Here is a 15,046-nt window from a genome sequence, read left to right as displayed (position 1 = left end):
AAAGTAGAGGTAGTATATAGAATTTGGTAAAGGGGATTTACACAATGCTTAAGGATTTTTTTGTAAAAAAGAAAAAGTATGCATCCATTCCCTCAGAGCAAGCAAAACAAGATGTGCCCGAAGGTATCATGACAAAATGTCCAAGCTGTAAAAAAATTATGTATACGAAAGAATTAAACAAAAATTTACGTGTATGCTTAAATTGTGATCACCATCATAGAATGACAGCTTTCGAAAGAATTGGCAGTTTGATAGATGAAGGGACTTTTCGTGAGTATGATCAAGGCTTGATCTCGGATAATCCACTAAACTTTCCTGGATATGAAGAAAAGATAGAAAAAGATCGTATCAAAACAGGTCTTAACGAAGGAATAGTTACTGGTGAGGGAGAAATTAGTGGCTTTAAAACAGTTATAGCTGTTATGGATTCACACTTTCGAATGGGTAGTATGGGGTCTGTAATTGGAGAAAAAATTACTCTTGCAATTGAAAAGGCCATGGAGCTGAATGTACCTTTTATTATATTTACTACTTCAGGTGGTGCGAGAATGCAGGAGGGTGTATTAAGTTTAATGCAAATGGCTAAAACAAGTGCAGCCCTTAAACTTTTTAGTGATCAAGGAGGACTCATTATATCTGTAATGACAGATCCTACAACCGGCGGGGTTTCAGCGAGTTTTGCATCTTTAGGAGATTATAATTTTGCTGAACCAGGTGCTTTAATAGGGTTTGCTGGTAGACGTATTATAGAGCAAACAATACGAGAAGAGCTTCCGGAGGATTTTCAAACTGCTGAATTTTTATTGGAAAAAGGGCAGCTTGATGCTGTAGTTCATCGGCATAATATGAAAGAAACTTTAGAGAATGTACTATCCATACATATAGGAGGTGATTTGGAATGGTAGCTGAGTTAGAATTTGAACGCCCTATAATTGAACTAACTAAAAAAATTGCTGAACTGAAGGAATTTACACAAAATTCTGATGTGGATTTATCTGCTGAAATTGAAAAACTTGAGCAACGGTTAAAGAAATTAGAAAGTGAAATATATGGAAATATGAAAACGTGGGATCGGGTTCAAATAGCTCGTCACCCAAATCGCCCAACAACATTAGATTATATTGAACGTTTGTTTACTAATTTTATGGAGTGTCACGGAGACCGATATTTTGGAGATGACGGTGCAATCGTTGGAGGAATAGCAAAATATTATGGGCTTCCTGTAACTGTTATAGGACATCAACGGGGTAAAGATACGAAAGAAAATATTCGTAGAAATTTTGGAATGCCTCATCCAGAGGGATACCGTAAAGCATTACGTTTAATGAAACAGGCAGAAAAATTTCAGCGCACGATCGTTTGTTTTATTGATACGAAAGGTGCTTACCCAGGAAAAGCAGCTGAAGAAAGAGGCCAGAGTGAAGCGATTGCAAAGAACTTGTTTGAAATGGCTGGATTAACAGTCCCAGTTGTTTGTATTGTCATTGGAGAAGGTGGAAGTGGAGGAGCTTTAGGTATTGGAGTTGGAAACCATATTCATATGTTAGAGAATTCAACATATTCAGTAATCACTCCAGAAGGTGCCGCATCTATTTTATGGAAGGATGCAGCCCTAGCCAAAAAAGCTGCTGAATCGATGAAAATTACTGCACCAGATTTAAAAGAGTTAGGTGTTATTGACGAAATCATTCCTGAAATTAAAGGTGGAGCTCACCGAGATGTTGATGAGCAAGCTAAGCTAATTGATGTAGTTTTAAAGCAATCCATTAGTGAGCTAAAGGAATTGGATTCCGCAACTTTGGTTCAGGAAAGGTATAGAAAATACAAAACTATCGGACAAATCTCTTATGAAAACGGTTACGTAGAGGTAAAATAATGCAACGTGCATCCAAAATCAATTTTGGATGCACGTTTTCCTTTTTTTTTCACATTTGTGATATTGTTTTCGTCGTAATGAAATGTTATTTTAAGAATACTTAGGTTCTGATGATGGAGGTCGGATGTATTTTTTTGTAAATCTCGCCTTCTCTTCTCAAGGCCGTTCATACAAATTAATGAGGTGAGACGTAATGAAAAGAATTGGTGTGTTAACGAGTGGTGGAGACTCCCCAGGAATGAATGCGGCAGTTAGAGCAGTTGTTAGAAAAGCAATTTATCATAATATTGAAGTATATGGAGTGTACCAAGGCTATGCAGGTTTAATGAGTGGTAATATTAAAAAGTTAGAACTTGGTTCCGTTGGAGATATCATTCATCGAGGTGGAACAATGCTCTATTCTGCAAGGTGTGAAGAGTTTAAAACACCTGAAGGGCAGAAACAAGGTATTGAGCAGTTAAATAAGCATGGAATTGAAGGGCTTGTTGTTGTTGGTGGAGATGGATCGTACAGAGGAGCAAAAGCGCTGACTGAGCATGGTTACCCTTGTGTAGGTGTACCAGGAACGATTGATAATGATATTCCTGGAACTGATTTTACTATTGGGTTTGACACTGCATTAAATACTGTAATAGATGCGATAGATAAGATTCGTGATACTGCTACTTCTCATGAACGCACTTATGTTATCGAAGTAATGGGAAGATTAGCGGGTGATATAGCGTTATGGGCTGGCTTAGCAGGTGGAGCAGAAACAATTCTAATACCTGAAGCTAACTATGACATGAATGAGATTACTAATAGATTAAGAAGTGGACATGAAAGAGGTAAGAAGCATAGTATCATTATCGTTGCAGAGGGTGTAGGCAGTGGTGTTGATATCGGTAATAAGATTCAAGAGGAAACTAACTTTGAAACACGTGTGTCTGTATTAGGTCATATTCAACGTGGTGGATCACCTACTGCATTTGACAGAGTATTAGCAAGCCGACTAGGTGCGAAAGCTGTAGAGCTTTTATTAGCTAGTAAAGGTGGCCGAGCTGTCGGTATTCAAAATAATAAACTCGTCGATCATGATATTATCGAAGCGTTGGCACAGCAACATCATATTGATGAAGATATGTATAAATTATCAAAAGAATTATCAATATAGAAAGAAAATTACTATTGGGGGTAGAAATTGATGAGAAAAACAAAGATTGTATGTACAATAGGTCCGGCTAGTGAAAGTGTAGATAAGTTAGTTGAGTTAATGGAAACAGGGATGAACGTAACTAGATTGAATTTTTCACATGGTGATTTTGAGGAGCATGGAGCACGTATAAAAAATATTCGTGAAGCTGCCAAAAAGACTGGAAAAAATATCGCTATTCTTCTCGATACGAAGGGTCCGGAAATTAGAACACATACGATGGAAAGCGGTGCAATTGAGTTAATTGATGGTTCTGAAGTAATTATTTCAATGGAAGAGGTTATTGGTACACCTCAAAAGTTTTCTATCACTTATCCAGGTTTAATTGAAGATGTTGAAGTTGGTTCTAAAATTTTGCTAGATGATGGTTTAATTGGCCTTGAAGTAATTGCAATTAATGCAGAACTTGGGGAAATAACAACAAAAGTATTAAATAACGGTGTATTAAAAAATAAAAAAGGGGTAAATGTTCCAGGGGTTAAGGTGAAATTACCAGGAATTACCGATAAAGATGCTAACGATATCATTTTTGGTATCGAACAAGGTGTAGATTTTATCGCTGCTTCTTTTGTTCGCCGTGCTAGTGATGTTCTAGATATTCGTGAGATATTAGAAAAACATGATGCACCAAATATACAAATTATACCAAAAATTGAAAACCAAGAAGGCGTTGATAATATCGACGATATACTTGAGGTTTCAGATGGATTAATGGTAGCTCGTGGAGATTTAGGTGTTGAAATACCAGCAGAAGAAGTTCCTCTTGTACAAAAAGAACTTATTAAAAAATGTAATGAGCTTGGAAAGCCTGTTATTACAGCAACTCAAATGTTAGATTCTATGCAACGAAATCCAAGACCTACACGTGCTGAGGCGAGTGATGTTGCAAATGCTATTTTTGATGGTACTGATGCTATCATGTTATCTGGGGAAACTGCTGCTGGATCGTATCCAGTAGAAGCTGTAGGTACAATGCACAGCATTGCATCCCGTGCCGAAACAGCATTGGAATACTCTCAAATTTTAGCAAAGCGTAGTAAACAAACAAATCCAACGATCCCTGATGCTCTTAGCCAATCGGTTGCTCATACTGCACTTAATTTAGGAGTTAATGCGATTATCGCTCCAACAGCGAGTGGATATACTGCTAGAATGATTTCTAAATATCGTCCAAAAGCACCAATTATTGCAGTAACAGGAGATAAATCTACTTCTCGCAAGCTTGCTCTTACTTGGGGTGTCTATCCAATAACGGCTAAACAAGCGAACTCAACTGACGAAATGCTTGAAGTAGCTGTCCAGGCATCATTAGACGCCAAACTTATTTCATGCGGTGATTTAGTCGTAATTACAGCAGGTGTTCCAACTGGTGAAAAAGGTGCTACCAACTTAATGAAAATTCATGTGGTAGGCAATGTTATCGCTAAAGGACAAGGTGTAGGTCGTAAATCAGCATTTGGAAAAGCGGTTGTTGTATCTAGTCAAAAAGATGCTAAACAAAAAATGACAGAGGGAGCTATATTAGTTACTCAATGTACAGATGCTGATATGATGTCATCTTTAGAAATGGCTTCAGCTATTATTACTGAAGAAGGTGGCCTTACAAGTCATGCAGCAGTAGTTGGACTGAGCTTAGGTATACCTGTCATCGTTGGTGTTGAAAATGCGACTAAGATTATTAAAGATGGAAATGAAATAACTGTTGATGGCGGCTTAGGAACGATTTATGAAGGAAGAACTAGTGTATTATAAATCCATCACTGGAGAGGGTGTTATGCCTTCTCTTTTTTTTATTTTAAGGTATAATAAGGACAAATAGATCAATATTGTTCAATGGTGATTGGAGGACCACAATATAATGTTGCAAATGATGATTGCACTTATCATTATAGTTCCAGCACTAGAAATTGGCTTATTAATATTGTCAGGTAATACTTTAGGTATATTTCCGACAATCGTTTTAATTATTTTAACTGGTGTTTTAGGAGCATGGCTAGCTAAAAAGCAAGGAATAGAAACATTACGTAATTTTCAACAACAAGTGAGCTACGGACGACCCCCAGGAGATGCAATTATAGATGGACTTTGTATACTAGTTGGTGGTGTAGTATTATTAACCCCTGGCTTTATTACCGATGCAATAGGTTTTATGCTACTAATCCCGATGACAAGAAATATTTTAAAGCCATTCCTACTCAAAGTCATCAAAAAGATGATCGACCGTGGAAATATAACGATTATAAGATAACACAATGGGATGGGTATACGAGTAGAAAATTTGCCCATAGATAAAAAAGAGTCCTTGTTTAGGACTCTTTTTTATCTATGATATAAGCATATAATTCATTAAATATATTTGCACTATGCAAGGTTTTAATAATTACCAATATAACAGGTCCAGCGATTAGCCCCAAAAACCCTAGCAGTTTAAATCCAATGAATAATGATACGAGCGTTGCTAAAGGATCTAAACCAATACTAGATGATAATACTTTAGGTTCCATAATTTGTCTTGTAATAAGGATGATGATATATAGTATCCCTAACCCAATTGCTAGAGATATATCTCCACTTACAGCTGCATAAACGATCCATGGCACTAAAATAAGTCCTGTTCCTAAGTACGGAAGTAGATCAACAAAACCTATTATTAAAGCGATTGTTATTGCATAATTTACTCTTAAAATGAGCAACCCTATTAATACGATAATTGCGGTAATCGATATTAAAGTTGCTTGAGCTTTTAAAAATCCGAAAAGAGCTTTTTTTAAGTCAAAAAAGACTTTTTTACCGCTAGTTCTTGCTTTTCTAGGTAACAGTTTACTCATTAATCCAGACAGACGATCCCAGTCCTTACTAATGAAAAAAGTAGCTAGTAGTGAAAAAACGACAACTGTTCCAGTGTTAGGAACCCAAGCTAATAAGTTTGGAATGTTTTCTAGTACTTGTTGGATGAAATCTCCGACACTTGACGCAATATTCGTACCGACTGATGAAATGTTTTGCATAATTGTATCTTGTTGCCCAGCATCTAGATTTTTAAAGAACACTGCAAGCTGGTTGTAGAACGGAATGATTTTACTTGCAATAAACACTTCAATATATTGCATTAGTGTGTTAAAGTGTTCAGGTACAACTTTAGCTAAATATTCTGTGCCTGCAACTATTTCGACAACTAATAGTGTAATTAAGCCTGCTATGATTCCGAATAATAAAATTAAGGTAATAAAGATTGATAGTGATCGTGGTATTTTTGCTTTACGTTCCAAGAGGTTTACGATCGGGTTTATTAAATAAGCGATTATTAGCGCAATAATGAACGGATATGTAACAGTTGATACATAATAAAGTCCTATGATTCCTATCGTTATTACTGCTAATACAAATAGTAGGCGTAGCCCACGGTAAACATATTCAAGATTCAATAAACAGCCCCCCTATCCCATATAAGTATTTTATAATAATATGGTTAAGAATGGAAAGGATAGTTTTGTGAATTTTATACATTATAAGGCGATTCTTTTACATTGACCAATTGTTTGTTATGATTGACCTGGTAGAGCGCAGCAAGGAGGATTGATTATATTGTTCTCTCAATCAACAGCATTCTTATTAATCTTACTAGCAATTGGAATCATCGCGAAAAATCAATCACTAATCATTGCTATTTTTGTCCTGCTACTAATAAAATTGCTTGGATTTGATTCGAAGCTATATCCTTATATTCAAGGTAAGGGAATTAATTGGGGTGTAACGATCATTACAGTTGCTGTATTAGTTCCTATTGCGACAGGTGAAATTGGGTTTAAACAACTTGTTGAAGCTCTTAAATCTCCATATGCTTGGATTGCATTACTGTCTGGAATGGCTGTTGCGATCATTGCAAAAAGTGGTTTAACGTTATTGGAGAATGATCCTCATATTACAGCAGCACTTGTATTCGGCACTATTTTAGCAGTAGCACTGTTTAAAGCTGTAGCAGTTGGCCCTTTAATTGGAGCAGGGATTGCATATATATGTATGAGAATTTTTAATATTTTTGGTTGATTATTTTCTTGTAATAATATTTTTTTAAATAAATAAGGTTCTTTTCATTCACAAGAGTCTGATAATTGTTTATAATAATACTAATATGTTATCTTTCTTATATTAATGCCCTTACTCACAATAAAATAGTAGAGGGGTATTTTTACATGTCTTAGCAGGAATGTTAATCTTTTGAAAAAAGCATAAAATGTAAGCATTTTCTTTTTGTGAGATAAGATCATTCGCACTTCCCCGTTTGTGAAAAAACAAATTTGCTCATATAAATGAGAGGGACTATAGACTAGGGAGCATGTTTTCTTAATTTAAGGAGGGAAACTTTCGCATGCTTATTAGTGTATTAGTGCACATATTTTCTTATTATATATAAATAGAATAACCTTGCTGTTGATGTGTATATGAAATAAGTAAGTTTTTTCCTAATTTGAGCAACCGCTCAATTTCTAGTACAGTAAATATAAAGGCTATGGGGAATTTTATTTAAAAAGGAGAGATTTTTATGACAGTAACACGCGGTCTGGAAGGGATAGTAGCAACAACATCATCTATTAGTTCAATCATAGATGACACACTAACATACGCAGGATATGACATTGATGATCTTGCAGAAAATGCTAGTTTTGAAGAGGTCATTTACCTACTTTGGAACCGCAAATTACCTAACAAGAATGAGCTTGCACAACTAACAAATGAATTAGCTGAAAATGCAAGCATTCCACAAGAAATCATTGATCATTTTAATATGTATCCTATTAACGAGGTTCACCCTATGGCGGCGTTACGCTCAGCTATTTCCTTGTTAGGATTATATGACGCTGAAGCTGATAAAATGGATGAAGAAGCAAATTATCGTAAAGCTATTCGTTTACAAGCAAAAATACCTACAATTGTTACTTCTTTTTCACGTATACGAAAAGGTCTTGAGCCAATATCACCACGTACAGATTTAGGTTTTGCTGCTAATTTCTTGTACATGCTTACAGGTGAAGAACCAAGTGACATCGCTATAGAAGCTTTCAATAAAGCGTTGGTATTACATGCGGACCATGAGCTCAATGCTTCAACCTTTACTGGCCGTGTGTGTGTCGCAACGCTATCTGATGTGTATTCTGGTATTACTGCTGCAATTGGTGCACTTAAAGGGCCTCTTCATGGCGGTGCAAATGAAGCTGTAATGAAAATGCTAACAGAAATCGGGTCTGTAGAAAATGTAGATCCTTATATTAAAAATAAATTTGAACAGAAAGAAAAAATTATGGGCTTTGGTCATCGAGTATATAGAAAAGGCGATCCTCGTGCGAAACATTTAAAGGAAATGTCTGAGAAACTAACAAGAATTACAGGTGAAACAAAGTGGTTTGAAATGTCTGTGAAAATTGAAGACCTAGTAACATCTGAAAAACCACTTCCTCCTAATGTAGATTTTTACTCTGCATCTGTCTACCACAGCTTAGGAATTGATCACGATATATTTACACCTATATTTGCTGTAAGCCGCATCTCAGGCTGGTTAGCACACATATTAGAACAATATGATAACAACCGTTTAATTCGTCCAAGAGCAGAATATACAGGACCGAGTAAACAAGTTTATATCCCTATGGAACAGAGATAATATAGAAAGTATTATATGTAAGGAAGTATTAAATGATAAAATAGTATTTGGTTGGAAAGGGAGCTCCTTCTCTTTCCAATGGATAATGTATTAATAAAAATAACAACAGCATCATGGATGGAGGTTTTTATGTTGACACAAGGGAAAAAAATTACGGTTGAAAATGGAAAATTAAATGTACCAAATAATCCTATCATTCCTTTTATCGAAGGTGATGGTACAGGGCCAGACATTTGGGCAGCAGCATCACGAGTGTTGGAGGCTGCAGTAGAAAAAGCGTACAATGGTGAGAAATCAATTATTTGGAAAGAAGTTCTTGCTGGTGAAAAAGCATTTAACCAAACAGGTGAATGGCTTCCTGAGGCAACACTTGATGACATTAGAGAGTACATAATTGCTATCAAAGGACCACTTACTACACCTATTGGCGGAGGTATACGTTCTTTAAATGTAGCTCTTCGTCAAGAACTAGATTTGTTTGTATGTTTAAGACCTGTTCGTTATTTCCAAGGTGTCCCATCACCTGTTAAGCGCCCAGAGGATACTGATATGGTTATTTTCCGTGAAAACACAGAAGATATCTATGCAGGGATTGAGTATGCAAAAGGCTCAGATGAAGTGAAAAAAGTGATTGAATTCCTACAAAATGAAATGGGAGTTGCCAAGATTCGCTTCCCAGAAACATCAGGTATCGGAATTAAGCCAGTGTCAGAAGAAGGCACATACCGCTTAGTACGTTCAGCAATAAATTACGCTATCAAAGAAGGACGTAAATCTGTAACGCTTGTTCATAAAGGTAACATCATGAAATTTACTGAAGGTGCATTTAAAAATTGGGGATATGAACTTGCGGAAAAAGAGTTTGGGGATAAAGTATTTACTTGGGCTGAGTATGATCGCATCGTTGAAGCAGAAGGAAAAGAGGCAGCGAATAAAGCTCAATCTGAAGCTGAAGCAGCAGGGAAAATTATCGTTAAAGATGCAATTGCTGATATTTTCCTACAACAAATATTAACTCGTCCAAAAGAATTTGATGTTGTTGCTACAATGAATTTGAATGGTGACTATATTTCTGATGCATTAGCAGCACAAGTTGGTGGTATTGGTATTGCCCCTGGTGCTAACATCAATTATGAATCAGGACATGCTATCTTTGAAGCGACACACGGTACAGCTCCTAAATATGCAGGTTTAGATAAAGTTAACCCATCTTCTGTACTTTTATCTGGGGTACTAATGCTTGAGCATTTAGGGTGGAATGAAGCTGCTGATTTAATCACAAAGTCTATGGAGAAGTCTATTGCTTCTAAAGTTGTAACTTATGATTTCGCACGTTTAATGGATGGTGCTACAGAAGTGAAATGTTCAGAGTTTGCTGATGAATTAATTAATAACTTATAAGCATTAATGACAAAATAGATGTTGATTAGGGGGAAATTTTCATGACATTAAAAAGAAAAAAAATCTCTGTCATCGGTGGAGGATTTACTGGTGCAACGACAGCATTTTTATTAGGGCAAAAGGAACTTGGAGATGTTGTATTAGTGGACATTCCTCAAATGGAAAATCCTACTAAGGGTAAGGCATTAGATATGTTAGAAGCAAGTCCTGTTCAAGGGTTTGATTCAAATATAATCGGAACATCTGATTATGCTGATACTGCTGATTCAGATATCGTAGTAATTACCGCTGGTATAGCACGTAAACCAGGAATGAGTCGCGATGATCTAGTGCAAACAAATCAAAAAGTAATGAAAAGTGTGACACAAGAAATTGTGAAATACTCGCCAAACTGTTATATCATTGTTTTAACGAATCCTGTTGATGCAATGACTTACACTGTATTCACAGAATCTGGATTTCCAAAAAATCGTGTCATAGGTCAATCAGGGGTACTGGATACTGCACGTTTTAGAACATTTATTTCACAAGAACTGAATATATCAGTTAAAGATATAACTGGCTTCGTATTAGGTGGTCATGGTGATGATATGGTGCCATTAGTACGTTATTCATATGCAGGTGGTATTCCACTCGAAACGTTAATTCCAAAGGAACGTCTAGATGCAATTGTAGAACGTACGCGTAAAGGTGGAGGAGAAATTGTTAACTTACTAGGGAATGGTAGTGCATATTATGCTCCAGCTGCTTCCCTTGTTGAAATGGTAGAGGCAATTCTTAAAGACCAACGTCGAGTCTTACCATCCATCGCTTATTTAGAAGGTGAATATGGCTTTGAGGGCATATATCTTGGTGTGCCAACAATCCTTGGAGCTAATGGTATTGAAAAAGTTATTGAGTTAGAGTTAATAGAGGAAGAAAAGAGTGCTCTGTCCAAATCAGCTGAAGCTGTGAAAAGTGTAATGAAAGTTCTCGTATAATCATTAGCATTCAAAAGGGTCTAACTCCACATACTATACAGTATATAGGGAATAAACTACCCTAATTGTTATAGAAATGTGGAGTATGACCCTTTTATTTTCAATGTGTTTTTACATAATTTCTAATATGTTCTATTTTTATATATGCACTGTGATGGTTCAAGCATAATCATATAAAGGTCTTCAGTGCTTTTTCGGGAATGAGTATGAACTAGCACATTCAATTTTACTGTATTTCGAATATAGGAGGTTTTGTATGTTGTTAGGCAAAAAAAGAAAATTAGGAAGATTGATTAATGAAATTTCAGTTGGTGAAAAATTATCTTTAACTGAAAAAATTGAGGATAAAGATTTATTACTCTATTTAGGACTAACAAATGATTCAAATCCATTATATATTCAGCATGACTATGCATCTCAGACACCTTATAAAAAACCAATAGCCCCTAATATTATGTTAACAGGAATTATTACCTCTGCAATCTCAAAGTATTTACCTGGACCAGGCAGTCATATACTCAAACAAGATATTTCCTTTATTCATCCTGTATATCATTATGGAACCGTACAATTTCTTTTTGAAGTCATAAACGTTGACGAAAGTAACCATACAATTGAAATTAAGATTGAAGCAACAAATGAGGAAGATGAAAAAGTATTAGAAGGTACTACACTTGTATGTCCACCCCATCGCTTAGAATCATTAGACGGGAATGCTTTAGAAAACTTTTAATATATACTGAAGAACGAAGAGCATTGATCCTCTTCGTTCTTTTAATTTTCGCATTGATTCTTAAATATAGGCAAGTTTACTTTAGTGTTGGTGGCATTTTTTCTGTGTTAAAATTACTGAGTTTCTATAAACGCATCATGCTGTTCAATGTTAATAAAAATAGTGAAAGGGTCTATATTAAAAAGGGCTAAATAAAGGCAGATAACATCGGTTACTACAATGTAAGTGAAAGAAAATCAACAAAGTTTATGAAAAGAGCCTATAATAAAAAAAGTTGGTTTGTCTATTTCTAATCGATTATAATTTATGTATGTAGGCTCTTTTCGTACACTTTCGTACTATAATATACAAAAGAACAAATAGTCGAAGTTGATGTGTTTCAATTCGTTTGTTTACCTCGAAAAGATGACCGAATGCTTATTAAAGGCTGTATTCGCATCGATTGTGTTTTTCGTATTAGATCACGTACACAACTAACGTTCGTGGCATCTTTTCTTATGGACAACGATGAATAACTTTATAAAACCATTTTTTATCGTAATGATTTGATAACAATAGCAACAATGTTTACGAAAAGAGATTTATTGAAAGATGTGTGTAATTCTGGATATGAAAACAAAAACACTGAATATGTAACAGAGTTCTGAGTGATGGATGGGGTTTAATACGTATACTTGGAGGTACATATGAGTACAAAAATATTAGTGGTTGATGATGAACAGTCTATTGTGACATTACTTACATATAACTTGCAGAAAGCTGGGTTTGAAGTTATTGTAGCGACTGATGGACAATCAGGTAAACAAAAAGCGAAAAGTGAAAAGCCTGATTTAATCATTCTTGACTTAATGCTACCTCAAATTGATGGTATTGAAGTATGTAAACAACTGAGATTAGAAAAGGTTTTTACGCCAATTTTAATGCTTACTGCAAAGGACGATGAATTTGATAAAGTACTTGGCTTAGAACTAGGGGCAGATGATTATATGACGAAGCCTTTTAGTCCAAGAGAGGTTGTCGCTAGAGTAAAAGCGATTTTACGGCGTATGCAAATATCAAATCAAGTCAACAGTGAATCTGTTGAAGATCAAGAAGCAATCATCATTGGAAATTTAAAAATCATTCCAGAGCACTATGAAGCGTATTTTCTTGGTGAGAAATTAGAACTTACGCCGAAGGAATTTGAGTTACTATTATACTTGTGCAAAAACAAAGGAAGAGTCTTAACGAGAGATCAACTACTAAGTGCAGTGTGGAATTATGACTTTGCTGGAGATACACGTATAGTTGATGTTCATGTTAGTCACCTTAGAGAAAAAATTGAAATGAACACAAGAAAGCCAATATATATTAAAACGATTCGGGGATTAGGTTATAAACTGGAGGAGCCTAAACTAGATGCTTAAATTTCGATCTCGCCTTCTCTTTGCATTGATTTCATTAATCGTCACAGTATTATTAGCCTTAGGTCTATTTATAGGACAATTATTTGAGTCATATTATAATAATTCATTTTTCGAGCAGATTGAAAAGGATGCAAAAATGGCTGCGTATACTATAGCTGAAGAAGGGATTGAAAGCGCGAATATTAACGAGAAGGCTAATTCAATAGGAGAGATTTTAAACACTGATGTTACCATTTTGGATCAACGAGGTAGAGAGAAATACCAATCAAATCCTAATAACAATATACTAACAAATGGAGATCTACAATATCTTCTAAAGCAAAATAAGGAAAATGACAGTGGATTTCATATAACTAACGAAGATGAGAACTTATATTCATATGGCATGTCTATTATAAAAGAAGATACTTTATTTGGTTATATCATTTTAACAACATCTAAGGCCTCATTAGATAAAATTAGCACACAGATTTGGGGACTAGTGATAAGTAGCCTTGGAGTCGGGCTAGTTATTATCATGCTATTAGCTATTAAAATAACAACACAATATACAAAGCCGCTTGAATCAGCTACTAAGGTAGCTATGGAGCTAGCAAAAGGAAATTATAAAGCGAGGACATATGAAGGTGAATTAGATGAAACTGGAATGTTAAGCCAGTCCATCAATGTTCTAGCTCGAACGCTCCAGGATATGAAAAAATCTCATGAAATGCAACAAGATAGATTGGAAACATTAATCGAAAATATGGGTAGCGGTTTACTCTTAATTGATAGTAAAGGTTACATTCATTTAGTAAATAAAGCTTTTACTGAAATCTTTCAAGTAAACCCTAATGATTTTTTGTATAAATATTATTATGAAGCTTTTAGTCATAAGGAAGTGATTTCTCTCGTTGAAGAAATTTTTATGACTGAAGAAAAGGTAAGAAAGCAATTACGCCTACCTATTTCAATTGAACGAAAGCATTTTGAGGTGTATGGTGGACCAATTATTGGAAATAACGATGAGTGGAAAGGTATAGTTGTAGTTTTCCACGATATTACTGAATTAAAAATGCTTGAACAAATGAGAAAGGACTTCGTAGCAAATGTTTCTCATGAATTAAGAACGCCAATTACTTCTATTAAAGGTTTTAGTGAAACATTATTAGATGGGGCAATGAAGGACGAAAACACTTTGCAGTACTTTCTTTCCATCATATTGAAAGAAAGTGAAAGGATGCAAAGCTTAATTCAAGATTTACTAGATCTTTCGAAAATTGAGCAACATGGATTTACTTTAAATATTGATCAAGTTGACATAAAGGTACTTATTGAAGAAATAATGGTCATTTTAGCTGGAAAAGCTGATGAAAAAAATATTAAAGTTACTATGAATACCCAAGCGACAGAAAACTTATTTGTGGCAGGGGATGCTGACCGTTTAAAGCAAATATTTATAAATCTAATATCAAATTCGATTGTCTATACTGGACCTGAGGGAAAGGTAGATATCATGATTGCTGAAAATACAGAAGAGGTATCTGTCAAAATAATAGACACTGGTATAGGTATAAAAGAGGAAGAAATTCCACGGATTTTTGAACGCTTTTACCGAGTTGATAGGGATCGAAGTCGAAATTCAGGTGGGACTGGATTAGGCCTTGCGATTGTAAAGCATATTATAGAAGCGCATCATGGGCAAATCTTTGTCGAAAGTAAGGTTGGGGAAGGAACGGTTTTTACAGTAGTATTGAAAAAACAATACGTCTAGCGTACAGTTAACATCATGGGATATGTTAACAATTAATTTACAGGGC

At 35.3% G+C, this 15,046-nt stretch carries 13 protein-coding genes; 12 read left to right on the top strand and 1 reads right to left on the bottom strand.

Going from position 1 to position 15,046, the window contains the following annotated elements; all coding sequences use genetic code 11:
* Positions 1–44 precede the first annotated feature (44 nt).
* The 5 genes from accD to JM172_RS07755 all read left to right on the top strand — a co-directional run bounded on the left by accD (position 45) and on the right by JM172_RS07755 (position 5,316).
* The gene (gene accD / locus JM172_RS07775; RefSeq protein WP_214481608.1) at positions 45–905 is read left to right on the top strand and encodes an acetyl-CoA carboxylase, carboxyltransferase subunit beta; all 861 of its coding nucleotides are present in this window, start codon (positions 45–47) and stop codon (positions 903–905) included.
* Positions 899–1,876 (top strand): acetyl-CoA carboxylase carboxyl transferase subunit alpha, encoded by a 978-nt coding sequence (gene accA, locus JM172_RS07770; RefSeq protein ID WP_214481607.1) that lies wholly within the window; start codon positions 899–901, stop codon positions 1,874–1,876. Before accD ends, accA begins: the two co-directional genes overlap by 7 nt.
* A gap of 193 nt (positions 1,877–2,069) precedes the next feature.
* Positions 2,070–3,029, top strand: a complete 960-nt coding sequence (gene pfkA / locus JM172_RS07765) for a 6-phosphofructokinase (RefSeq protein ID WP_214481606.1) — start codon at positions 2,070–2,072, stop codon at positions 3,027–3,029.
* A gap of 30 nt (positions 3,030–3,059) precedes the next feature.
* Complete coding sequence (pyk, locus tag JM172_RS07760) at positions 3,060–4,820, top strand: pyruvate kinase (protein ID WP_214481605.1); 1,761 nt, start codon at positions 3,060–3,062, stop codon at positions 4,818–4,820.
* Between the two features lie 106 nt (positions 4,821–4,926).
* Positions 4,927–5,316, top strand: coding sequence for an FxsA family protein (locus JM172_RS07755; protein WP_214481604.1), 390 nt, complete (start codon positions 4,927–4,929; stop codon positions 5,314–5,316).
* 58 nt (positions 5,317–5,374) lie between these two features.
* Here the strand turns inward: JM172_RS07755 and ytvI are convergent, their stop codons facing one another.
* A complete protein-coding gene (gene ytvI / locus JM172_RS07750) occupies positions 5,375–6,493 on the bottom strand; it encodes a sporulation integral membrane protein YtvI (RefSeq protein ID WP_214481603.1) in 1,119 nt (372 codons plus the stop codon).
* Between the two features lie 160 nt (positions 6,494–6,653).
* Between ytvI and JM172_RS07745 the strand changes: the two genes are divergently transcribed.
* The 7 genes from JM172_RS07745 (at position 6,654) to pnpS (ending at position 15,000) form a co-directional block, all read left to right on the top strand.
* The gene (locus JM172_RS07745; RefSeq protein WP_214481602.1) at positions 6,654–7,115 is read left to right on the top strand and encodes a DUF441 domain-containing protein; all 462 of its coding nucleotides are present in this window, start codon (positions 6,654–6,656) and stop codon (positions 7,113–7,115) included.
* Positions 7,116–7,611: 496 nt separating this feature from the next.
* The gene (citZ, locus tag JM172_RS07740; protein WP_214481601.1) at positions 7,612–8,727 is read left to right on the top strand and encodes a citrate synthase; all 1,116 of its coding nucleotides are present in this window, start codon (positions 7,612–7,614) and stop codon (positions 8,725–8,727) included.
* 132 nt (positions 8,728–8,859) lie between these two features.
* On the top strand, positions 8,860–10,128 hold the full coding sequence (gene icd / locus JM172_RS07735; protein WP_214481600.1) for an NADP-dependent isocitrate dehydrogenase: 1,269 nt from the start codon (positions 8,860–8,862) through the stop codon (positions 10,126–10,128).
* Positions 10,129–10,169: 41 nt separating this feature from the next.
* Positions 10,170–11,108 (top strand): malate dehydrogenase, encoded by a 939-nt coding sequence (mdh, locus tag JM172_RS07730; protein ID WP_214481599.1) that lies wholly within the window; start codon positions 10,170–10,172, stop codon positions 11,106–11,108.
* A 256-nt stretch (positions 11,109–11,364) separates the two neighbouring features.
* Positions 11,365–11,841, top strand: a complete 477-nt coding sequence (locus JM172_RS07725; protein WP_214481598.1) for a MaoC/PaaZ C-terminal domain-containing protein — start codon at positions 11,365–11,367, stop codon at positions 11,839–11,841.
* 686 nt (positions 11,842–12,527) lie between these two features.
* Positions 12,528–13,247: a response regulator transcription factor gene (locus JM172_RS07720; RefSeq protein WP_214481597.1), complete on the top strand. Its 720-nt coding sequence runs from the start codon at positions 12,528–12,530 to the stop codon at positions 13,245–13,247.
* Positions 13,240–15,000: a two-component system histidine kinase PnpS gene (gene pnpS / locus JM172_RS07715; protein ID WP_214481596.1), complete on the top strand. Its 1,761-nt coding sequence runs from the start codon at positions 13,240–13,242 to the stop codon at positions 14,998–15,000. The genes JM172_RS07720 and pnpS overlap by 8 nt, the downstream gene beginning before the upstream one ends.
* Positions 15,001–15,046: the final 46 nt, after the last annotated feature.

The sequence above is a fragment of the Bacillus sp. SM2101 genome, from assembly GCF_018588585.1.
GTDB lineage: Bacteria > Bacillota > Bacilli > Bacillales > SM2101 > Nanhaiella > Nanhaiella sioensis.
Note: the sequence above shows the minus strand (reverse complement) of the source record. Positions and strands in the feature narration are given on the sequence as shown.